21 protein-coding genes are annotated in these 22,037 nt (G+C 69.0%); 15 read left to right on the top strand and 6 right to left on the bottom strand.

Features of this window, described 5'->3' with window-relative positions; translation table 11 throughout:
* Positions 1–35 precede the first annotated feature (35 nt).
* Positions 36–2,360, top strand: coding sequence for a GAF domain-containing protein (locus tag K1T34_RS15755; RefSeq protein ID WP_220245003.1), 2,325 nt, complete (start codon positions 36–38; stop codon positions 2,358–2,360).
* Complete coding sequence (locus K1T34_RS15760; protein ID WP_220245005.1) at positions 2,357–4,261, top strand: GAF domain-containing protein; 1,905 nt, start codon at positions 2,357–2,359, stop codon at positions 4,259–4,261. Before K1T34_RS15755 ends, K1T34_RS15760 begins: the two co-directional genes overlap by 4 nt.
* Here K1T34_RS15760 and K1T34_RS15765 read toward each other — a convergent pair.
* Positions 4,203–5,738, bottom strand: coding sequence for an AMP-binding protein (locus K1T34_RS15765; protein WP_255638533.1), 1,536 nt, complete (start codon positions 5,736–5,738; stop codon positions 4,203–4,205). The genes K1T34_RS15760 and K1T34_RS15765 overlap by 59 nt on opposite strands.
* On the bottom strand, positions 5,738–6,319 hold the full coding sequence (locus K1T34_RS15770) for an NADPH-dependent FMN reductase (protein WP_255638534.1): 582 nt from the start codon (positions 6,317–6,319) through the stop codon (positions 5,738–5,740). Before K1T34_RS15770 ends, K1T34_RS15765 begins: the two co-directional genes overlap by 1 nt.
* Before the next feature lie 151 nt (positions 6,320–6,470).
* On the opposite strand from K1T34_RS15770, the gene K1T34_RS15775 reads away from it, so the two are divergent.
* Genes K1T34_RS15775 through K1T34_RS15790 form a run of 4 tightly spaced genes read left to right on the top strand, consistent with a single transcriptional unit; the run spans position 6,471 to position 10,110 of the window.
* Positions 6,471–7,268, top strand: a complete 798-nt coding sequence (locus K1T34_RS15775; RefSeq protein ID WP_220245006.1) for an SDR family NAD(P)-dependent oxidoreductase — start codon at positions 6,471–6,473, stop codon at positions 7,266–7,268.
* A gap of 17 nt (positions 7,269–7,285) precedes the next feature.
* Complete coding sequence (locus tag K1T34_RS15780) at positions 7,286–8,059, top strand: alpha/beta fold hydrolase (RefSeq protein WP_220245007.1); 774 nt, start codon at positions 7,286–7,288, stop codon at positions 8,057–8,059.
* A 12-nt stretch (positions 8,060–8,071) separates the two neighbouring features.
* Entirely contained in the window at positions 8,072–8,833 is a 762-nt protein-coding gene (locus K1T34_RS15785) for an SDR family NAD(P)-dependent oxidoreductase (RefSeq protein ID WP_220245008.1), read from the top strand.
* Positions 8,834–8,865: 32 nt separating this feature from the next.
* Complete coding sequence (locus tag K1T34_RS15790; protein WP_220245009.1) at positions 8,866–10,110, top strand: LLM class flavin-dependent oxidoreductase; 1,245 nt, start codon at positions 8,866–8,868, stop codon at positions 10,108–10,110.
* 57 nt (positions 10,111–10,167) lie between these two features.
* Here K1T34_RS15790 and K1T34_RS15795 read toward each other — a convergent pair whose 3' ends face one another.
* Positions 10,168–11,517 carry an MFS transporter gene (locus tag K1T34_RS15795; RefSeq protein WP_220245010.1) on the bottom strand — a complete coding sequence of 450 codons (1,350 nt, stop codon included), beginning with the start codon at positions 11,515–11,517 and terminating at the stop codon, positions 10,168–10,170.
* A gap of 360 nt (positions 11,518–11,877) precedes the next feature.
* Between K1T34_RS15795 and K1T34_RS15800 the strand changes: the two genes are divergently transcribed.
* From K1T34_RS15800 to dusB, 4 genes are all read left to right on the top strand, one after another.
* The gene (locus tag K1T34_RS15800) at positions 11,878–12,918 is read left to right on the top strand and encodes a zinc-binding dehydrogenase (protein ID WP_220245011.1); all 1,041 of its coding nucleotides are present in this window, start codon (positions 11,878–11,880) and stop codon (positions 12,916–12,918) included.
* A 90-nt stretch (positions 12,919–13,008) separates the two neighbouring features.
* A complete protein-coding gene (locus tag K1T34_RS15805) occupies positions 13,009–13,224 on the top strand; it encodes a hypothetical protein (protein ID WP_220245015.1) in 216 nt (71 codons plus the stop codon).
* Complete coding sequence (locus K1T34_RS15810; protein ID WP_220245016.1) at positions 13,221–13,598, top strand: hypothetical protein; 378 nt, start codon at positions 13,221–13,223, stop codon at positions 13,596–13,598. The genes K1T34_RS15805 and K1T34_RS15810 overlap by 4 nt, the downstream gene beginning before the upstream one ends.
* A 38-nt stretch (positions 13,599–13,636) precedes the next feature.
* Complete coding sequence (gene dusB / locus K1T34_RS15815; protein WP_220245020.1) at positions 13,637–14,782, top strand: tRNA dihydrouridine synthase DusB; 1,146 nt, start codon at positions 13,637–13,639, stop codon at positions 14,780–14,782.
* 148 nt (positions 14,783–14,930) lie between these two features.
* Here dusB and K1T34_RS54460 read toward each other — a convergent pair whose 3' ends face one another.
* Complete coding sequence (locus K1T34_RS54460; RefSeq protein WP_304504319.1) at positions 14,931–16,568, bottom strand: FAD-dependent monooxygenase; 1,638 nt, start codon at positions 16,566–16,568, stop codon at positions 14,931–14,933.
* 63 nt (positions 16,569–16,631) lie between these two features.
* On the opposite strand from K1T34_RS54460, the gene K1T34_RS15830 reads away from it, so the two are divergent.
* The gene (locus K1T34_RS15830; RefSeq protein WP_220245024.1) at positions 16,632–17,234 is read left to right on the top strand and encodes a TetR/AcrR family transcriptional regulator C-terminal domain-containing protein; all 603 of its coding nucleotides are present in this window, start codon (positions 16,632–16,634) and stop codon (positions 17,232–17,234) included.
* A gap of 52 nt (positions 17,235–17,286) precedes the next feature.
* A complete protein-coding gene (locus K1T34_RS15835) occupies positions 17,287–17,835 on the top strand; it encodes an SAM-dependent methyltransferase (RefSeq protein WP_220245025.1) in 549 nt (182 codons plus the stop codon).
* A 116-nt stretch (positions 17,836–17,951) separates the two neighbouring features.
* On the opposite strand, the gene K1T34_RS15840 is transcribed toward K1T34_RS15835, so the two are convergent.
* The gene (locus K1T34_RS15840) at positions 17,952–18,596 is read right to left on the bottom strand and encodes a hypothetical protein (RefSeq protein ID WP_220245026.1); all 645 of its coding nucleotides are present in this window, start codon (positions 18,594–18,596) and stop codon (positions 17,952–17,954) included.
* Between the two features lie 247 nt (positions 18,597–18,843).
* On the bottom strand, positions 18,844–19,266 hold the full coding sequence (locus tag K1T34_RS15845; RefSeq protein ID WP_220245027.1) for an Hsp20/alpha crystallin family protein: 423 nt from the start codon (positions 19,264–19,266) through the stop codon (positions 18,844–18,846).
* Between the two features lie 155 nt (positions 19,267–19,421).
* Here K1T34_RS15845 and K1T34_RS15850 point away from each other — a divergent pair, with 155 nt between their 5' ends.
* From K1T34_RS15850 to K1T34_RS15860, 3 genes are read left to right on the top strand one after another with little or no spacing between them, the layout of a single operon-like run.
* On the top strand, positions 19,422–20,114 hold the full coding sequence (locus K1T34_RS15850; RefSeq protein WP_255638766.1) for a GntR family transcriptional regulator: 693 nt from the start codon (positions 19,422–19,424) through the stop codon (positions 20,112–20,114).
* The gene (locus K1T34_RS15855; RefSeq protein WP_220245029.1) at positions 20,111–21,100 is read left to right on the top strand and encodes an ADP-ribosylglycohydrolase family protein; all 990 of its coding nucleotides are present in this window, start codon (positions 20,111–20,113) and stop codon (positions 21,098–21,100) included. The genes K1T34_RS15850 and K1T34_RS15855 overlap by 4 nt, the downstream gene beginning before the upstream one ends.
* On the top strand, positions 21,097–22,020 hold the full coding sequence (locus K1T34_RS15860; protein WP_220245030.1) for a PfkB family carbohydrate kinase: 924 nt from the start codon (positions 21,097–21,099) through the stop codon (positions 22,018–22,020). The genes K1T34_RS15855 and K1T34_RS15860 overlap by 4 nt, the downstream gene beginning before the upstream one ends.
* The last annotated feature ends 17 nt before the right edge of the window (positions 22,021–22,037 follow it).

Consider the following 22,037-nt stretch of genomic DNA (forward strand, 5'->3'; position numbering starts at 1 on the left):
GTGGTCAAGATGTCAACAGGCACCGAGGAGACGAGATGGACACCAACGGCGGTGTGACCACCACGGAACGGGACCTGGCCAGGCTGCTGCACTTGCTCGCCGACGAAACCGGCGCGACGGGCGAGTTCGACCGGCTCGGCGAGGACCTGGCGGGCGAGGGTGATGGGGAGCTCGTCGCCCTCACGCTGACCAGGGCCGCGCGCATCCGCGGGCTGCTCGCCGACCGCAAGCGCCGCGAGCGGGAGATGCAGGCGCTGCTCGACACGGCCAGTGACCTCGCCTCGGTGCGCGAGGTCGACGCCGCGCTCGACGCGATCGTCGCCCGCGCGCGACGGCTACTCGGCACGGACGCTGCGTACATGGCGCTCGTCGATCCGGAGACGGGCGACGCGTACATGCGCGTCACGCTCGGCACGATCACGCGGCCCATCGAATCGCTGCGGCAGCCGCCCGGGTATGGCGTCGGCGGCTGGGTCGCGCAGGAAGGCCGCCCGTTCGCCACCGCCAACTATCTGCGCGACGACCGGATCCGCCGCAAGCACTCCGTCGCGTCGGCCGTGGCGGAGGACGGGATCGTGAGCATCCTCGGCGTCCCGATGCGCGTGGGTGCGGAAGTGATCGGCGTTCTGTTCGGAGCCAACCGCGACGAGCGAACATTCGCACAATCCGAGATCGATCTGCTGGGCTCGCTGGCGGATCACGCTGCGATCGTGTTGGAAAACGCACGCCTTTTCGCAGCCACGAAGGCGACCGCCGAAGAGCTGACCGTCGCCAACGACCAGCTCGCCCGCCACAACAAAGCCCTCGAACAGGCAGCGACGGCCCACGAACAGCTGATGGCGATGGTTCTGCGCCGCGCCGACTTGGCCGAGCTGGTGGCCGCCGTCGCGGAGACACTTGACGGCGCGGTTCTGGCGGCCGAGCCCGACGGCACACCGCTGGCGAAGGCCGGTCCCGCGGAGTTGCTGGACCGGCTGCCGGACCTACCACCTGACGACCCCGGGCCCTCCCGCGCACAGGACGTACGACCAAGCGCGCGAAGGATGCCTTCGCTCACTACCCAACCCGACAGCACACCGGTGGTGGAGACCTGCGTACCGGAGCCGGCCGCCCAGTCGCCTGCCGAGCCGGGAACCGACCGAGGCCGCGAGCGGGACCGCAACGCGCGGAAGGGGACCGTACTCGCCGCGGAAGCCGATGGAATGCCCCTGGTGGAGGACGGCCTGGCGGATCCGGCTGAGCTGTCTGGGGAATCCGTAAGCGAGCTGGGCCGACGCCCGACCGGGTTCGCCGACGAGCCCGACCAGACCGGCGAGCCCGAGAAGGCGGGACTGCCTGAGCCTCAGCCCAACGAGGCCGATGAACCCGACAAGGCCGGGCCACCTGAGCGGGCGGCCGGCGAACCTGGGCCCGGGCGGGTGCGGGACTTGGGTCGGCGCGCCTGGACGGTGCCTGTACGGGCCGGCGGCGAGACGTTCGGACATCTGGTGTTCGCAGGGCGCGTGGAGCCGTTGGACACCGACAAGCGGATCCTCGAGCGGTCGGCGCAGACGGCGGCGCTGTTGTTGCTGGTCGAACGTCAGATGTCCGCCGCCGAACAGCAAGTGCGCGGGCAGGTGGTGGATGAGTTGCTTGCCGAACGTGAGCCGGATTGGGTGGCGTTGCGGAGGCGCGCGAAGGTGTCCGGCGCCATCGACTTTTCCGTGCGGCAGACGGTTCTCGTGTTGTCCGCGACAGGCACTACGAGGAGACGTCTGCTGAGGGCTGCCGCCGATTACGTGCGGGCGCACGGCGGTGTGGCGACCGAGCACGGTGGGCATGTCGTGTTGCTGGTCCCCTGCGCCGACGCGACGGCCGCCGTGAGAGCGGCAAGAAAGCACCTCGAGCGCGCGACCGGCGGCACCGTCACCGCGGGTGTGGCGGGACCCGCCGCGACCGCGCCCGTCGTGCGGAGCCTGCATCGGGAAGCCGAGCGTTGCCACCGGTTGCTCGTCGCGCTCGGGCGCGCGGGCACCGCCGCCAGCCTGGCGGACCTCGGGGTGCTCGGCCTGGTGCTCGACGGCGCCTCGCGCGAACACGTCCGCCGGCTCGTCGAGGACAGCGCCGGCCCGATCCTGGCCTACGACACCGAACACGGCTCCCTGCTCGCCGAAACCCTCGACGGCTACTTCGCCGCCGGCGAGAACCCGCGCGCCGCCGCGCGCCGGCTGCAGGTGCACGCCAACACCGTCTACCAGCGCCTCGACCGCGTCGACCAAGTGCTCGGGCATCGCCGTTGGCGCGAGCCCGCGGGCGCGCTCACGCTGCGCATCGCCCTGCAACTCCGGCGCGTAATCGACCAGATCCCGGTGGTGTCATGACAGCGGAAGCGCTCGCCAGGTCCACAGTAGACACTCCGGCCGAAGTCCTCGCCCACCTCACCTCCCTGCTCGCCGAAGAGGCGCCCGCCACTGATTTCGAAGCCGTCGAGGCGCACGTCCGGGCACTTCCCGAAGGCGACCGGAAGAACCTTTTGCGGCAAGCGATCGCCGACGCCCGCACCGTCCGCGGCATCCTCGCCCGCCGCGCGCAGCGCGAACGCGAAACCCAAGCCCTGTACGAAACCGCGCGCGACCTGACCTCGCTGCGAGACGTCGACGAGGTGCTCAGCGCCATCGTCGACCGCGTCCGCCGCCTGCTGGCCACCGACTCCACCTACATCGCCCTCATCGACGACGACACCGGCGACGCCTACATGCGCGTCACTTCCGGCACGGTCACGGCGCCGATCCGCTCGGTGCGCCAACGGCCCGGCTCAGGCGTCGGCGGCCGCGTGATCGCGACCGGACGTCCGTTCGCCACCACCAATTACCTCACCGACCCACGCATCCGCCGAGAGACTCAGGTGGCGAGCGCCGTCGGGGAAGACGGTGTGGTGAGCATCGCCGGTGTGCCGATGAAACTCGGACAACGGGTGATCGGTGCGTTGTTCGCAGCCGATCGTCACGAGCGAATATTCGATCAGCACGACATCGCTTTGTTGACCTCGCTCGCACACCACGCGTCGGTGGTGATCGACAACGCGCGGCTGTTCGGCCAGCTCGGCAGCACCACGGAGGAGCTGCGCGAAACCCACGCGCAAATGTCCGAACAACGCCACGCGCTCGAGCTCGCCGGCACCGCCCACGAGCTCCTGATGCCGCTCGCGCTCGCAGGCGCCGACCTCGGCGAAGTGGCCGACACGATGGCGCGGTTGCTCGACGGCACTGTCGCCCTCGAGACCGGCACCGACCGCGTCGCCGCGACCGCGCCCGGCGGGATCCCGGTCGAGGCCGTGTTCCGCACCGGCACCGTCGTGCCGCTGCGCGCCGGCGGCGAGACGCACGGGCGGCTGTACTTCGGCCGCACCCAGCCGCTGACCGAAACCGAACTCGGCACACTCGAACGCGCGGCACAAACCGCAACACTCCTGGTACTTCTCGAACGCCAGACGGCAACAGTCGAACAAGACCTGCGCCACGAGCTGGTGGAAGACCTCCTCGGTGAACGCGAACCCGACTGGGACTCCATCACGCGGCGTGCGAAAAGGTTCACCGTCCTGGTGGAAAACGAACCTCACGTGATCGTCGTGGTATCAAGCGATGCGCCAGAACTCACCACAGCCGTCGAATGCGCCGCCACCCGGCGCGGCGGCCTCGCGAGCGAAGTGGACGGTCACCTCGTCCTGATCCTTCCCGGGTGCGAGGCCGGCGCCATCGCCCGGGCCGTCGCGGCCGAGCTCGACGCGAGCACCCCCGTCACCGCCGGAGCCGCCGGCCCGGCCCACGACCTCCAGGCGCTGCGCACCACCCACCACCAAGCCCTGCGCTGCCACCGCCTTTTACTGGCCCTCGGCCGAAAAGGCAGCGGCGCCGGCCTCGACGAGCTCGGCGTCGTCGGCGTAGTCCTCGACAACGTCGGCCCCGACCAACTGCACCGCGTCGTCCGCCGGGCCCTGGGACCGCTGCTCGACTACGACTCCGAACACCGCTCGTCCCTGCTGGCCACCGTCGAGTGCTACTTCGACCGCGGCCAGAGCCCACCCGCCGCGGCCCGCGCGCTCGGCATCCACGTCAACACGCTCTACCAGCGCCTCGACCGCATCGACCACGTGCTCGACGGAGCCGGCTGGCGCGACCCCGAAAACACCCTCGACCTGCAGGTCGCCCTGCAGCTCTACCGGCTCATGCCGGACCCCGCCGCGCCCGCTCCCGCAGCACGAACTTCTGCACCTTCCCGGTAGACGTCTTCGGCAGCTCACCGAACTCCACCGACTTCGGCGCCTTGAACCGCGCCAACCGCGACCGCACGTGGGCCACGATCTCCTCCTCCGTCGCCGACGCGCCCGCGTGCAGCGTCACGTACGCCGCCGGCACCTCGCCCCAGTGCTCGTGCGGCGCGGCGACCACCGCGACCTCCAGCACGGCCGGGTGGTCCGCGATCGCCTGCTCCACCTCGACGGACGCGATGTTCTCGCCACCGGAGATGATCACGTCCTTGCTGCGGTCGCGCAGTTCCACGTACCCGTCGGGATGCAGAACGCCCAGGTCACCGGTGCGGAACCAACCGTCGGGCGCGGCCGCGCGCGTGGCCTCGGGGTCTTTGAAATAGCCGAGCATCACGTTGTTGCCCCGCAACGCGATCTCGCCGACCGTCACTCCGTCGGCGGGCACGTCCACCCCGTCGGCGCCGATCACCCGTACGACGCAGGCGATCATGTTCCCCACGCCCTGCCGTGCCTTCATCCGTGACTGCGCCGCCGCGTCGAGGTCGTTCCACTCCGGACGCCAGTCGCAGATCATCGCCGGTCCGAAGGTTTCCGTGAGTCCGTACAGATGCGTCACGTCGAAACCCAGCTCACCCATGCGCCGCAGGATCGCCGGCGACGGTGGAGCGCCACCGGTCGCCACGCGCACCGTTGGTGTGACCGGTGCGGCTTCTTGTGCGTAAGCCAACATCGACAACACCGTGGGCGCGCCGTTGAGGTGGGTGACGCCCTCCTCGCGGATCAGCCGCCACACCTCGGCGGGCTCGACCTTCGGCAGGCACACGTGCGTCGCCGCGGCCGCAGTGACGGCCCAGGGGAAACACCAGCCGTTGCAGTGGAACATCGGCAGTGTCCACAAATGCACACAAGATGGTGACAATCCCACGTGACCCACCATCGCCAACGCCTGCAAGTACGCGCCGCGGTGGTGGTACAACACGCCTTTCGGCCGACCGGTGGTGCCGGACGTGTAGTTGATCGACAGCACCGCCCGCTCGTCGTCGGGCGTCAACGCCAGCGGGGCAGCGGCCGCGAGCAACGCCTCGTACTCGTCCCCGGCCCGGATCCGCCGCACCCCGCTGACACTCGACAACACCTCGTCCACCAGCGGGTCGAACACCGGATCGTGCACCAGCACCGACGCCTCGGAATGCTCCAGGATGTACGCGACCTCGCGCGCCGACAGCCGCGTATTCACCGCCACCAGCGGCACTCCCGCCCACGGCACACCGAAGTTGGCCTCCACCAACACGTGCGTATTCGGCGCCAGTACCGCCACCGGACGCCCACCGGCCAACGGCGCCAGCGCCCCCGCCAGCCGACGACACCGGTCGTGCAGCTCCGCGTACGTCCACCGAGAAGCGCCGTCCACCACCGCGACCCGAGAACCGTGCGCCGCCGCCGCACGGTCCAGATAGGACAGTGGCGTCAGCGGTTCGAACGAGAGCTCCATCAGGCGACCCGCGCCGCGGCGACGAGACCCGCGAACCGCACCACCTCGTCGGCCACCAGTTGCAGCTGCTGCACCACACGCGGCTGGTCACAGGCGCCGTCGGCGAACTGCGTCTCCAGCGAGTTCACCACCGCGCCGTACGGCGTGACCCAGCCGCGCAACGCGTGCACCACCGAGCGCAACGCGCCCAGCGTCGTCACCCCCGCCTGCCACCCGTGCGCCGCCACGACCAGCCCGACCGCCCGGTCGGCGAGGTACGACAACGGGTCCTCACGCATGTCCTCCACGTAGTCCAGAGCGTTCTTGACCAGCCCCGACATCGACCCGTGGTAGCCGGGCGAGGCGATGATCACCCCGTCGGCCCGGCGCAGGTGGTCGACGAGCTCGCGCGCCACCGCACCGCCGTCGCCGCCCGGCGCGTACATCGGCAGCTGGGCCAACGAAGCCCCGGCGAACGCGTGCGTGGTCGCGCCCAGCTCTTGCGCGTGCCGCAACGCGATCCGCAGCGACTGCTCACTCGACGATCCGGGACGCACGGTGCCCCCGAGGCCCACGACGTGCAGCTGTCCAGCTCGTTCCACGATCCACCACCCGTCACTCGCGCTGACTCGGCCACCTCATCGTCAGCGGGAGCCCGGCGCCGCGGCAATGGGAATCCGCACATGCCGCGGGCCGGCAGCGCGCACGAACTTCCGTTGTCGCACCCGCGTGCCACAGGTCACAGTCGAGCGCATGGTCATGGCACTGGAGAACAAGATCGCCGTCGTCACGGGCGGCGCGAGCGGCATCGGCCGGGCCACCGCGGTGCGCTTCGCGCGCGAGGGCGCACACGTGGTGATCGGCGACGTGCAAGATGCGAGCGAAACCTTACGGCTGGTGGAAGAAATTGGCCAAAAGGCTGTGTACAAACGAACAGACACCACCAGCGAAGCCGACTGCGACGCCCTCGTCGCCGCGGCGGTGGCCGAGTTCGGCCGGGTCGACGTCGGCGTGGCGGCCGCGGGCATCGCGACCGCGGCGGGGATGAGCAACGTCGAGACCCGCGCGCAGAACGGCGACGCGACGCACGTGGTGAACCTGGCGACGGAGGCGTTCCGGCGGGTCCTGGACGTCAACGTGCTGGGCGTGATGATGACCGACCGCGCGCTCGCCCGGCAGATGCTCGAGCAGGGTGACGGGGGTTCGATCATCAACATCGCCTCGAGCGCGGCGAAGATCCCGCTCGCCGGCGCGGCGCCCTACTGCACGTCGAAAGCCGGCGTCTGGATGCTCACCAAGGTCCTCGGCCTCGAGCTCGCCACCACCGGCGTCCGCGTGAACGCCGTGGGACCCGGCTACACGGCCACGCCGATGATCGCCGGCATCGAGGACAACGAGGCGGCCTACTCCTCGGCGATGAGCATCACGCCGATGAACCGCCTCGGCACCGCCGACGAGCAGGCGAACGCGGTGCTGTGGCTCGCGTCCGCCGAATCGTCGTTCGTCACCGGCCAGATGCTGCACCCGGCGGGCGGCCAGTTCACCGACTGAGGAATGGAGGTTCCCGCATGACAACTCTGGACATCGCAGGCATCGGGCGGTTCGAGGTCGACCTCTGGGAGGACGGCAGCGGGTCGCCCCTGCTGTACCTGCACGGGTACGAGCGCCACCCCGGCGGCGCCGGGTTCCTGAAGCGGCTCGCCGAGTCCCGGCGGGTGCTCGCGCCCGAGCTGCCGGGCTACGGCAAGTCGACCGGGTTCGAGCACTTCACCGACGTGCTCGACGTCGCCCTGTTCCACCGCGAACTGGTCCGTTCCTGGGGACTGGAGCAGGTGGATGTCGTCGGGCACTCGCTCGGCGGAATGTTCGCAGCCGAACTCGCCGTGATCGCTCCCCAACTCGTACGGCGGCTCGTGCTGGTGGATCCGTTCGGAATCTGGCTTGACGACCAGCCTTCGCTCGACCCGTTCGGCGCGGCCGCCGGCGTGAAGGCCGCCAAGTGGCACGCCGGTCCGCCCGAGCAGGAGCCGACGAACTTCGTGCCCGACCCCGAAGACCCCCACGCGGGGATCCTGTTCTCCGCCCGCAACCTCGGCTCGGCCACGAAGTTCATGTGGCCCATCGCCGACCGAGGCCTGCGGCGCCGGCTCCCGCTGATCTCCGCGCCGACGCTCGTGGTCAACGGCGCGTCCGACGGCCTCGTCACCACCGCGTACGCCGAGGAGTTCGCGCGGCTCGTGCCCGACGCCAAGGTCACCGTGATCGACGAGGCCGGGCACTACCCGATGGTCGAGCAGGAAGACGAGTTCGTGTCCGTGGTCACCGCTTTCCTGGATTCCTGAGAGGACGTCGAAATGGGCAGGGTAGACGGCAAGGTCGCACTGGTCACCGGGGGCGCGGCGGGCATCGGCCGCGAGACCGCGTACACGCTCGCGCGTGAAGGCGCGACCGTGGTGGTCGCGGACATCAACGAGGACGGCGCCAAGCTCGTGGCCGAGAAGATCGGCGACGCGGCGAGCGCCGTGCGATTCGACGCCACAGATCAGCAGTCCGTTGAGGACATGGTCGCCGCGGTGATCGAACGCCATGGCCGCGTGGACGTGATCCACAACAACGCCGCGCTCGTGGGTCCCGACGCGTGGTTCGGCGACACCACGGTGATCGACACGGACATCGCGCTGTGGGACCGGGCGTTCGCCACAAACGTACGGAGCATCTTCCTGGTGTGCAAATTCGCACTTCCGCACATGGTCGAGGCCGGCCGGGGCGGTTCGATTGTGAACATGGCATCGATCGGCGGGTTGCGCGGGAGCGCCGGGCTCACTGCGTACGGCACCACCAAGGCCGCCGTTGTCGGGCTGACGCGGTACATCGCGGCGCAGCACGGACGTCAGGGCATCCGCTGCAACGCGATCGCCCCGGGCGTGATCCAGACCCAGCAGCTGCTCGACGCTGTGCCCGATCTCCCGGAGAAGTCGCTGGCCGGCACCGCGTCGCCGCGCGCCGGGCTGCCGTCGGACATCGCGAACATGGTGCTGTACCTGGCTTCCGACGAGTCGGCGTTCGTCAACGGCGAGACCTACCGCGTCGACGGCGGCTCCATGGCAGCGGGCTGAACCCCCTACTCCTTCGAAAGGCAGGTACGCACGTGAAGTTCCACTGGTTCGCGCAGCAGTACTACACCAAGCTCCCCGACGACTACGGCAGCACCGTACACAGCTCGTGGGTCACGCCTCCGGCGTCGGTGGCCGACCCGTCGCAGGTGCACGAGGATTACCACACCTACCTGCGCCTGATGCAGCAGGCCGACGGCCTCGGCTGGGACTCCCTGTTGTTGAACGAACACCATCAAACATCACTCGCGATGACGCCGTCGCCCAACCTGATCGCCGCCGTCCTCGCCGGAACCACGCAGAACTCCGCGATCGCGCTGTGCGGCAACTCGCTGGCGCTGTACAACCCGCCGGTGCGCGTGGCCGAGGAGATCGCGATGCTCGACTGCCTCTCCGGCGGCCGCATCATCGCCGGCATGGTGTTCGGCACTCCCATGGACACGGGCTTCTCGTACGGCGTCCCGCCGATCGAGCTCCGCGACCGCTTCCACGAAGCCCGCGACCTCATCACCCGCGCGTGGAAGGCCGAGGAACCGTTCCCCTTCAACGGGAAGTACACCAAACTGCGCTACGTCAACACGTGGCCGCGGCCGGTGCAGGACGAGATTCCTGTGTGGATTCCGGGCAGCGGCAGCGTGGAGACGTGGGACGTGGTCAACGCCTTCAACTACTGCTACGGCTACCTCTCGTTCAGCGGCAAGCAGAGCGCCGAGCCGATCGTGAAGGGCTTCTGGGACTACACCGAGCAGCAGGGCGCCGACACGAACCCGAACCGCATGGCGTTCACGCAGATCATCTGCTGCGCCGACAGCGACGCCGAGGCCGAGCGGCTCTACGGCGACGCCGTGAAGTACTTCTACCGCCAGAACCCGACGGCACTGGAGTTCGCGACACCGCCGGGCTACAACTCGCTGCCGTCGATCCGGGCCAACCTTACGCGGGCGCGCACGATGTCCAATGAGGAACGCATGAAGGCCCAGAACGGCGAACTGTCCTTCTGGGAGTATGACGAGCTCGGCTACATCATCGCCGGCACGCCGGAGCGGGTGGAGCAGCGCGTGCGCGACCTCGTGACGGATCTGCGGATCGGCCAGCTCATCACGTGCATGCACGTGGGCAACCTGCCCGAAGAGGTCGCGGCGATGAACAACCAGCTGTTCGGCACTCAGGTGATCCCGAAGCTGCGGGACATCTGGGCCGGCCTCGAGGACCGCTGGACACCCAAGGTGAGCCAGCAGCGGATTGCGGAACGCTTCCCCTCCGCGGTCACCGCGGGCTGAACCGCCGAAGGGGCTTCCCCGCGCGGTGCGGGGAAGCCCTTCTTCAGCGCTTGTGCGTCAGGACACCGGATCGGTGGTCCGGGCCGGCAGCGTCGGCTCGAGGTCACCCGCCACGGCCTGGTGCACTCGTACCTCTTTGGACAGAAGGACCGGGATGATGGACACGGCGAACAGAATCGCACCGACGATCCAGATGGTGTCGAGCTGGCCGCGGCCCGACACCGAAGTGTCGATCCACTTCCCGCTCTGGTCGGTGATCACCCAGCCGACCGCGACCTGCATGGCCGCCGACGCGCCGTTGAGCGTGCCGGTGACCTCCGGCCGGGCGATGCCGGACCAGTAGCTGTTGACCGTGCCCCAGAACATCGGATCGCAGAGGAAGGCGAAGGCCCCGATGAAGAATCCCCACAGGACCCACGTCGAGTCGTGCAGCAGCACACCCATCAGGAACCCGACCGCGCCACAGGCCGGGCCGAGCACCAGCCACGGCCGCGTGCGGCCGCCGAAGAACCGGGACACCAGTGTTCCATTGATGAGTCCGAAGAGGACCGGGACGATCGCGATGAGCGGGCTGACCCAAGCCACCGTGTCGGGGTTGACCTTGTCGAGGGTGATCAGGCCGTAGGGCAGCCACGGTCCCGAAAGCCACGTCGGGGTCGTCGCCAGCGCGGTCGCGATGATCATCGTGAGGATACTGCGGTTCTTGAGCGCTCCCAGCAGTTCGCGGAAGCTCAGCTTCTCGCGGACCTCGACCCCGCGATGTTCGGCGTGGATGCTCGCGATCTCTTCAGGCGTGATCCCGCGCAGCTTCTCGGGTTTGTTGGCGGTGAACAGAACCAGCATCACCAGCGCCGGCACACCCAGCGCCGCCACCACGATGAACGCGTCCCTCCAGGACAGGTGATTCGCCAGCGGCAGCGCGATCGCCGGTGCGAGCACACCGGCGATGAGGGTCGAGCTCATCCACGTCGACGTCGCCCTGGCGCCGAGCGCGCCAGGGAACCACACGGAAAGGAGCCGTTGTGAAGGGGCCCAGGAGAATCCGAAGAAGACGCCGAAGATCAGGTTCCGCCACCACATCTCGTTGTAGGTGTGGACGAACGCCATCGTCGCCGAGAGCACTGTGACGCCGGAGATGCAGATGATGAGCATCTGCTTGGCGCCGAGGCGGTCGGCGAGGATGCCGGCGAGCAGGAGCAGGGGGAAGTACCCCAGCAGGTAGCTCGCCGTGACGCTCGAGATCTGACTCGGCGAGAGGTGCAGGTCGGTGGACCAGAACGGGTTGAGCAGGCTGAACTTCGCGCTGTCCAGCCAGACCACGAAGTTGACGATCAGGATGCTCGCGAGCATGAGCCCGCGTTTGCCCGTGAAGAGCTTGGGGCGGGTTACCGGTGCGGGGAACGACATGACAGACCCTCCGGACACAGGGGTGCGGATGCAGGTGATGGATAGGGAGGCGGAACTGGTGCCTCAGCCGAAGTACTCCCGACCGACTAGTCGGTTCGAGACAGCTTGCGCCCGGGTTCAGAGTGTGTCAAGCGCCACTTCGGAGCTTCTCGATTCAGCACAAAGTTCTTGTGCAGCAACGGGTTTCTTGATCTTTCTGGATTCACCCGTGCGGCGCAACGCGTGATTACCATTGGTCGATGTTCAGGGTTTGTTGCGGTGCCGATGTTTCCATCCCGGCCACAAAGGACTTTCTTTTGCGTTGGGCCAGGGCCGTTTCCGATACAGGTTTTCCGAGGTAAATCCACTTAGGAGGTTGTTGTGCGCGTAGTCACTTGGCAGGCGGTTGAAACCTTGTCCCTCGACGAGGTCGACGCACCGACGTGCGGACCGTCCGATGTGGTCCTGTCTGTCGGGGCGTGCGGGATCTGCGGTTCGGATGTGCACTCCTACACCGAGGGCATGTGGATCGCGCCCGGCGTGCCGCTCGGGCACGAGTACGCGGGGACGGTGACCGCGGCGGGGTCTGCCGTGGCCGGCTTGCGCGTCGGCGACCGGGTCGCGGTGAATCCGGCGGCGCCGTGCGGGTCTTGTCCGCGGTGTTCGGAAGGCCGGCAGAACCTGTGCTCTGGCGGGTCAGGTCACTCCGGCGGGTTCGGGGACCAGGTGCTGGTGCGGAACGCCTTGGTGGGGCAGCACTTGTTCGTACTTCCTGGCGACTTTCCGTTGGAGGAGGCTTCTTTTCTGGAGCCGCTTTCGGTGGCCGTGCGGGCCGTGCACCACGCCGCGCCGCCGTTGGACGAGCCGATCGTGGTGTTCGGCTTGGGAACAATCGGACAATGCGTGGTGCAAGTCCTCCTCGCGGCAGGAGCCCGTGATGTGATCGTGGTGGATACTTCACATCGGCGCCTCGCGGCCGCCGTGTCCGCCGGGGCGCACGAGGCGTTGAACCCCTCGACGGACGATGTGGGCGCCTCCCTGTTCGCCTCGCGCGGCACGACTTCGTCGCCCTACCAACCTCGTTCGGGTGCGATCGGGGCGGTGTTCGAATGCTCCGGTGCTGCTCCTGTGTTGCCGCTGGCGTTCTCCCTGGCCCGCGCCGCCGCGCCGATCGCCGCGATCGCGCTCGCGGCTCACCCGTTGAGCATCCCGGTCGACGACCTGGTGCAGAAGGAGCTCCGCCTGCTCGGCAGCTTCGCCTACACCCCGCGCGACTGCCAGGAGGCGTTCGAGCTGCTCGTGTCGCGACGGGTGGACGTCCGGCCGCTCATCTCGCACCGCTTCGCGCTGGCGGACATCACGGCGGCGTTCGAGGCGCAGCGGGATACAGGGGCGTCGATCAAGGTGGTGGTATCGCCGTGATGCCTGGTCAGCAAGGTCAACTTCATTCGATCGAGGCTATTGTCTAGTCCGCCGTTGACGGTTGCGTCTAGCCCTGACTAGACATATCATGTGAAGAGACGTGAGGTCATCAAGAAGATCGCGGCTGCGGCAAAGAAGCAGGGGACGGAGTGGGTCTTGGTACGAGAAGGTGCCAACCACACTGTCTACGCGTTGGATGGAGTGGTGATCCCCATCCCGCGCCACACCGAGCTGGGCGAGGTCTTCGCGGTGGACATCTTCAAAGAGTGCGAGGGGATTCTGGGGAAGGGATGGTGGAGGAAATGAAGACCTATCACGCTGACGTCACCCGGGACGGAAGGTTCTGGCTCATCCGGGTCCGCGAGATCAACCGATCCACTCAGGCGCTCCGCTACAAAGACGTCGCAGCGATGGCGAGCGAGCTCATCGAGATCATGGATGAGCTTCGCAGCGACGAATACGACCTCCACCTGACGGTGCAGCTGCCGGACTCGGTGAAAGATCACCAGGCCCGCGCAGAGGTGCTCCGAGAGGAAGCCCAGCGCAAGCAAGCCGAAGCTGCTGCGGAGAACCGGGCAGCCGTGCAAGAGCTGCTCGCTTTGGGGCTTTCGCAGCGTGAGGCCGGCGACGTGCTTGGGGTCTCGTTCCAGCGGGTCAGTCAGTTGGCGAAGTCGTCTTGACCTGCCCCTCCTCGACGTGATCGACACCACAAGCGACAATGGAGGACGTGACCGCCACCTTGAGCAAGCCCGCCCTGCAGATCGGCCCCTACCAGGTCGATCCGCCGGTCGTGTTGGCGCCGATGGCGGGGATCACGAACGTCGCGTTCCGGCAGTTGTGCGCGGAGTACGGGGCGGGCATCTACGTGTGCGAGATGATCACCGCGCGGGCCGTCGTGGAGCGGCACCCCGGGACGATGCACATGATGACCTTCGGCGAGCACGAGAAGCCCAGGTCCATGCAGCTTTACGGCGTGGATCCGAAGACGATGCGCGAGGCCGTGAAGATCATCACCGGTGAGGGGCTCGCGGACCACATCGACTCGAACTTCGGGTGTCCCGTCGCGAAGGTGACGCGCAAGGGCGGCGGGGCGGCGCTGCCGTTCAAGCGGAAGCTGTTCGCGGACATCGTGCGCGAATCGGCCGCGGCGGCTGCCGAGGCGGGGGTGCCGTTCACGGTCAAGTTCCGCGTGGGCATCGACGACGACCATCGCACGTTCCTCGACGCCGGGCGCATCGCCGAGGCCGAGGGCGCGGCGGCGGTCAGCCTGCACGCGCGTACGGCCGCGCAGCGCTACTCCGGCCAGGCCGACTGGTCGAAGATCGCCGAGCTCAAGCACGCCGTGACCAGCATTCCCGTGCTGGGCAACGGTGACATCTTCTCCGCCGCCGACGCGCTGCGCATGGTCGACGAGACCGGCTGCGACGGTGTGGTCGTCGGCCGCGGGTGCCTCGGGCGGCCGTGGCTGTTCGGGGAGCTGGAGGCGGCGTTCGCGGGGCGCGAGATCCCGGCCGGGCCGAACCTGGGCGAGGTCGCACGGGTGCTGCGCCGGCACGCGGAGCTGCTGGTGGCGCACGACGGGGCGACCAAGGCGTTGCGTGATCTGCGCAAGCACATGGCGTGGTACTTCATGGGCTTCGCCGTGGGGGCCGAGCTGCGGCGCGGGTTCGCGATGGTGTCGAGCCTCGACGAGCTCGACGACCTCATCGCGCGCCTCGACTTCGACGCGCCGTTCCCGGAGAACGCCGATGGTCCCCGGGGGCGCCAGGGTTCGCCTGGCAAGGTGACGCTGCCGCACGGTTGGCTGAACGACCCGGATGACGACTGTGTGCCTGAGGCTGAGGACATGCATTCGGGCGGGTGAGCCTGGTTTTAGGTTTTAGGTTTTAGGTTTTGGGCTTTGGGCTTTGGGTTTCGGGTGTCGCGGGCCGGTGTTGGTCGCCGACGGAATTCGAACACTGCGTGTCGCAAAATCCGCGGCCGGTGAGGGCATTCGCACTTCGCTGAGCTGATCATGGTGCTGGAAACCACGTATCGAGTGCGAGTTGCAACGACTCGCTGTCCCCTTCTGCCCAGGCGATGATGCCGTCGGGGCGGAGGAGGTGCGGGCCGATGTTGGTCACTGGGAGGATTTCAACACGGTTTGTCGCATAATTCGCGAAAGCTTGAGTCTCGGGCGTGAGCAGGAGCAGGCCACGGCCGGAGCACAGGTGTTCGTGCAGTTTGGAGTGGACGCCGTGGTCGTCGACGAGGTCCAGGTCGGGCGAGTGGAGGCCGACGGGTTCGGTGGCGGGGTACGGCAGCTCGTAACGATGGTCCACACCGGACAGTAGAGCGCTGAAATACCGGTTCGCTGCGGGGATTTCCATGAGGTCGCTGACGATGTCGCGCAGGGCGTCGACGTGGGGACCGGGGGCCAGGAGGGCCGACTGCGCGCGGGTGTTGTGCAGGACTGCCGCCGCGGCGGGGTGGCGTTCGCGGGTGTAGGTGTCGAGGAGTGACTCGGGCGCGGCGCCGCGGATTACGGCGGCGAGTTTCCAGCCCAGGTTCATCGCGTCGAGCAGGCCAAGGTTCAGGCCTTGGCCGCCGCTGGGCGAGTGCACGTGGGCGGCGTCGCCGGCCAGCAGGATTCGGCCGTGGCGGTAGGTGTCGGCTTGGCGGGCCTGGTCGGTGAAGTCGCGGGGTTCGCGGACGTCGTCGACGGTGACGTCGGCGCCGGTGACGCGATGGATGGCGGCGGCCAACTCGGCGGGAGTGACCGGGCCACGGTTGTCGGCCGGGATGGCGTGGTGGCCTTCGCCGGCCGAATTGGCCGAGGTCACCGGGGCGGCATCACTCGGCACGGTCGCCGGTGTGAATGGAGTGTCCTCTCTGGCCCATCCGGCGGGAGCTGCTGGGCGGCAATCGCCGGTCGAGGTGGTGAAGGTGACCAGGCCACCGCCCGCCGCCGGGGTGGTGGTGCCGGACGGCGCGACAGGGGTGACAGTGGCGGAGCCGGCGAGTTCCGTGACACCGGCGAGGGAGCCGCCGTGGAGGAAGGTGCCGGTGGGGTAGCGGCCGGGGGCTGGGACGGGGCCGGTGAATGTGGCGGCGCCGGCGATGGTGCGGAGGAGGGGTGGCGTGCCGGGGAAGGCGAAGGGTGTGAGCTTTCGGACGCGGCTGTGTGCGCCGTCGCACCCGACTAGGTAGTGGGCGCGCAGACGGTGTTCGCCGGTGGACGTGTGGGTGAGGACGGTGACGCTGTCGGCACCGGGTTCCAGGGCGACGACGTCGTGACCTCGGAGGATCCGTGCGCCGAGGGATTCGGCGTGGGTGGTGAGGAGGCGTTCCAGGTCGGGCTGCCAGATGCGCGTGCCGCGGCGGAGTGGGTCTGGGGCGAGTTTGTGGATGTTCGCGAAGTGGCCCAGCTCGGTGCCGTGGTCGCGAGTGAAGTCGCGGGCGCCGTCGGGGTCCGCGGCCGACAGGTGGGGGCCGAGGCCGCGGCGCCAGAGGGCTTCGGTGGCCAGGGGGCCGATGCCGCGGGCCTTGCGATCACGCGAGGGTTCGGTGAGGCGTTCCAGCACCACGGCGCGGCCGCCGCCCAGCTGGACCTCGGCGGCGAGGAAGAGGCCGACGGGGCCGGCTCCGACGATGACGACGTCTGCGTCCATGCGAAGTCTCCTTAACTTGTTAAGTGCTACTCTGCACCTGAACTAGTTAAGGAGTCAAGGAGCATGCCGATCGACGTGCCGGACGCGGTGCGCACCGCGTTGACCCAGTTGGAGCAGGACGGGCTCGACAAGCTCACCGTCCGGCGGCTCGCCGGCGAGCTCGGCGTCAAGGCGCCCGCGCTGTACTGGCACTTCAGCAGCAAACGCGCGCTGCTCGACCACATGACCGACGCGATCGTCGAGCCGGTCCTCGGCCGGCTGCCGGAAAAGACCGTGCCCTGGCTCGAGTGGCTGGAGGAAGCGGGCAAAGCGCTGCACACCGCGCTCCTCGGCCACCGCGACGGGCCCAGCATCGCGATCGGCGCCGACCTGAGTGTGGCCCGATCGCTGGGTGAGTTCGCGGAGCGCGCCGTCGAGGTCTTGCACCGGGCGGGGTTCCCGCTCGCCGACGCGACGCGGGCGGCGGGGGTGTTCGTCCACTTCGTCCTCGGCCGCGCGGTCGAGGACCAGACCAGGCCCGACGAAACCGTGCAGATCCCGTTTCCCTTGATGGCACAAGGCTTACGCGACCGCCAAGCCGCCGGTGCCACCCCGGCGGACGACTTCCGCTACGCGCTCGGCGTCGTCCTCGCCGGGCTGAACGCGACCCGCCCCGCGGCCCCCTGAGTTGCCCCGGCGGCTACTCCCGGTGTGACTGCCGACACGGAGGACGAGCGCGATGTCGCCGAACGCCGCTGGTGCCGATGCGGTCGTCTACGTCGACAACGACCCCGTGATCACCGCCCACGGCCGCGCGCTGCTGGAGGAGAACGAGCTCACGCGCTACGTCGAGGGCGACATCTTCGACCCGCGCTCGATCCTCGACAACGAGACCGTGCGCACCCACCTCGACTGGCACCAGCCGATCGCGCTCTCGCAGATCGCGACGCTGCACCACCACAAAGGCGAGCGCAGCGCGCCGGCCGAGGTGATGCGCGAATACATCGACGCTCTGCCGCGCGGGTCCTACGTGATCATCTCCCACCTGCTCGACCCGGAATCCGAGGACACCGCGGTGATGCGCGAACTCGAACAGGCCGTCGCGCGCGGCTCGCTGGGCGGCGCGACGTGGCGCACGCGCACCGAAATCGAGGAGTTGTTCGACGGGCTGGAGATGGTTGATCCCGGCATCACCGAACTCGTGCGCTGGTGGCCGGACGGCCCGCAGCTCAAGCCGCTCACGGTCGCCCACCGGATCACCGCCGGCGGGATCGGGCGCAAGCTCTGACCTGCGGTTTCCCCTGTTCTCCACAAGCTGTCCCCAGGTTGTCCACAGGGGGTTGTGGATAAACAGCGAAAGGCCACTCCGGACGTCGGAGTGGCCTTTTCGCGAGCGGGGAAAGATCAGCCGGCCGCACCAATCAGCACCGACTGCACCTGACCGAAGCCGAGGGCGGCGAGGTCGGCGACGTCGTGGGTGACGACCAGCGACTTGCCCGTCAGGTTCGGGCCGGTGTAGAGCGTCAAGGTGCCGGAGACGAACTGGATCGAGCCGGTTGCCGGGATGTTGATGTTGACCTTGTCGCCCACGTTGCCGTTGATGCCCTGCGAGCCCTGCGGCTCCGAGAAGTTCTTGCCCGAGTCGATGATCGCGCTGGCGCCGGCGACGGGCGGCTTCGCGGGGGCGTTGTCACCGATGAAGATGGACTGGACGTGGGCGAAGCCGGCGCCGAAGGTGGCCGGGATGTTGGCGACGCTGTCGGTGAGGACCGCGGCGTCGCCGGTCTTGCAGTCCGCGCCGGTCCACAGGGTCATCGTGCCGCCGAAGCTCTGCAGCGAACCGGTGGCGGGGATGTTGACAGTGATGCACTCGCCGCCGTTGCCGCCGATGCCCTGGGAGCCCTGCGGTTCCGAGAAGTTGATGCCCGAGTCGAGGATGCCGCTCGCCCCGGAGGCGGCGGGTGAAGCGGAGGCGATGCCGGCACCGCCGAGCACCGCGCCGGCGACGGCACCGAAGGCGGCCAGGGAGAGAACAGTCTTGCGCAGCATGGGATTCTCCAGAACCTTGTCGGGTTTCCCGGCTCCGCACCTCGGTGCCGGACACCCGCAGACACGGGTCCCATCCGGTGAACGGTTCACGATCTTGATGTGACGGCCGCCACACCGCACCGTGAAGGCAAGACAGGGCAACGTACTTGCCCGGAAGAATCCATGGCAGAAATATCCACTGTGGACAGACATGATTCGGCCCCGTCGTCCCAAGAGGAGCGACGGGGCCGCGAAATGGTTCTGGAACTCAGTTCTCGAGCTGCTGCGGCTCGCCACCGACGGTGATCTTGCGCGGCTGGGCCTTCTCGGCCACCGGGATGCGCAGGGTCAGCACACCGTCGACGTACTCCGCGGCGACGCGGTCGGTGTCGAGGGTGTCACCGAGGGCGAGGCGGCGCGAAACCTTGCCGCGCGAACGCTCGGAGACCTGCACGCGGGCGTCCTCACCGAAGGCGGCGGCGCGCTCGGCCTTCACGGTCAGCACGTTGCGCTCCACGCTCACGTCGATCGACTCGCGGGCCACGCCCGGGAGGTCGAACTGCACGACGTACTCGTCACCGTTGCGGTAGGCGTCCATCGGCATCGTGCGCGGCGAGCTGGCGGGCTGGCCGGCGAAGAACTGCTGGGTCAGGCGGTCGAACTGGGCGAACGGGTCGGTCCGGATCAACATCTGCGTTCCTCCTTCAGGTGGCCTCGATCAGCTCCTGGGCGGCTGACCGGACCTTACGAAGTTGACAACGACCAACTCAACTTAGTTGTTCCCGATAGACGCACATCACAGCCGAGACTTGTCAGGCGGTCACCACCGGGTGTACAGGTATGAACATGTACGTGGGCGGAAAGAAACAGAAGCTCGTCGGCGACCTCGCCGAGCTCATCCGCTCGGGCCGGCTCGCCCACGGGGACCAGCTGCCGGGTGAGCACCAGCTCGCCGAGCAGTACCAGGTCAGCCGCGGGACTGTGCGCAGCGCGCTGGTGGAATTGCAACATCAAGCGCTCATTTCCACCCACGCCGGCGTGGGGTCGTTCGTGACGTTCGACGGGGTCACGCTCGACCAGGGCATCGGCTGGGCCCGCGCGCTCGCCGACTCCGGCGCGCCCGTGACCACCGAGCTGCTCGGTATCACCGAGGTCGAGGACGCCGAACTCACCCGCCGGTTCACCACGCCGAAGTTCGTGCGCGTGAAACGGCTGCGCCGCGACGAGACCGGCCGCGGCGTCTCCCTCGAAGAAGCCACCCTTCCGCCCGTCGGCTCGCTGGCCGAGCTGCGCCTGGTCGACAGCTCCATCACGGCCACCCTGCGCGAAGCCGGCCTGCAGCCCGTCGGCGGCGACCAGTGGATCACCGCCCAGCCGCTCGACGCCGCTTCGGCCGCGCTGCTCGGCCGCCCGGCCGGAGAGCTGTTCCTCAAGGCCACGCGCACGTCGCTCGACGTGGATGCCCGCCTCGTCGAGCACGTCGTGAGCCTGCTCGATCCCGCGCGCTTCAGCTTCCACCTCTCCTTCGGCCGACGATGAGCCCCCGAGACCGCGCGCTCGCCGCGCTGACCGGACTGGCCGTGGGTGACGCACTCGGCATGCCGACGCAGTCGATGTGCCGCGCGGAGATCCGCGCCGCGTACGGCGAGATCGACGGTTTCCGTGATGCGATCGCCGACCAGCCCATCGCGCCCGGCCTGCCCGCGGGCACGATCACCGACGACACCGAGCAGGCCCTGCTGCTGGCGCGCCTGCTCGTGGCCGGCGGCGGCCACGTCGAGCCGCGCGTGTTCGCCGACGCGTTGCTGGCCTGGGAAGCCGACATGATCCGCCGCGGTTCGGCCGATCTGCTCGGGCCGTCGACGAAAAAAGCGTTGTCATTGCTGGAAAACGGCGTCCCCCCGGAAGAGGCCGGCCGCGGCGGCACGACCAACGGCGCCGCCATGCGCGTGACCCCGGTCGGCATCGCGACCCCGGTCGACGACCTGACCACGCTCGTCGACGCCGTGGCCGAGACCGCGCGCGTCACGCACAACACCTCCCTCGGCCTCGCCGCCGCGGCCGCCGTCGCCGCCGCGGTGTCGGCGGGTGTGGACGGAGCGAACCGCATGGACGCCTTCGACCTGGCCGAACACGCGGCCGCCCTCGGCGCGGTGCGAGGCCACTGGAGCGCGGGCGGCAGCGTCGCCGCGCGCATCCACTGGGCCCGCGACTGGGTGCGGGGCCTGCGACGCACGGAGCTGGACGACGCCGTGGCCGACGTGATCGGCACTTCCGTGTCCGCGCAGGAGTCCGTGGTCGCCGCGTTCGCGCTGGCCGAGGTGCTCGACCCGGCCGAAGCGCTGACGACGGCCGCGAGGCTGGGCGGCGACACCGACACCGTCGCCGCGATCTGCGGGGCGCTGCTCGGCGCGTGCGGCGAAGAGGTCCCCGCCGAGCTGGCCGAAACCGTGGTCAGGGTGAACGGTCTCGACCTCGGTCCGCTCGTCGACGGCCTCGTCACCGTGCGCAGGACCATCTCGTGAGCCGGTTGATCCACACAGGACAAGTCGTGGTCGACCTCGTCCTCACCGTGCCGCGGCTGCCGGCACCGGGCGGCGACGTGCTGGCGACGTCCACGAACCTGCTGCCCGGCGGCGGGTTCAACGTGATGGCCGCGGCCGCGCGCTCGGGCGCAGAGGTCGTCTACGCCGGCACGCACGGCACCGGCAGCTTCGGCGACCTCGTGCGCGCCGCGCTGGAGACCGAAGGCATCACGGTCGCGCAGGAGCCCACGTTCAGCGGCGACACCGGCGTCGTCGTGGCGCTCGTGGATCCCTCGGGCGAGCGGACGTTCGCCACCGGCACCGGCGCCGAGGGCCGGCTGCGCGCCGACCAGCTCGCGCGCGTCGCCGCCGCGCCCGACGACCTCGTCTACGTAACCGGCTACAGCCTCCTGCACGCCGCCAACCGCGAAGCCCTGCTGCGCTGGCTGCCGGACCTGCCGGGTTCGCGGGTGCTGTTCGACCCCGGCCCGCTGGTGTCCGAACTGGACCCGCGCACCCTCGGCACCCTGTTGTCCACGGTGGACATCATCAGCTGCAACGCCCGCGAGGCCGAGTCGCTCGACGTCACCGCGCTCGCCGAGAGCACGACCGTGATCGTCCGCGATGGCCCCGCCGGCTGCACGATCCACCACGGCGGCGAGATCACCCGGGTCGACGGCTTCCCCGTCACCGCGGTCGACACGAACGGCGCCGGTGACACCCACTGCGGCGTCCTGGCCGCCGAGCTCCTGCGCGGCGCCGACCTGCCGAACGCAGCTCGCCGCGCCAACGCCGCGGCCGCGATGTCCGTAATCCGACGCGGACCCGCCACCGCGCCAACATGCGCGGAACTGAACGAGTTCTGGCGGAATATTGACGGCGACACGGGCGACTTCTACCGTCGCATCGATCAAATATGAACAGGTTCAGATAGGCG

It is taken from the genome of Amycolatopsis sp. DSM 110486, from assembly GCF_019468465.1.
Taxonomy (GTDB): Bacteria; Actinomycetota; Actinomycetes; order Mycobacteriales; family Pseudonocardiaceae; genus Amycolatopsis.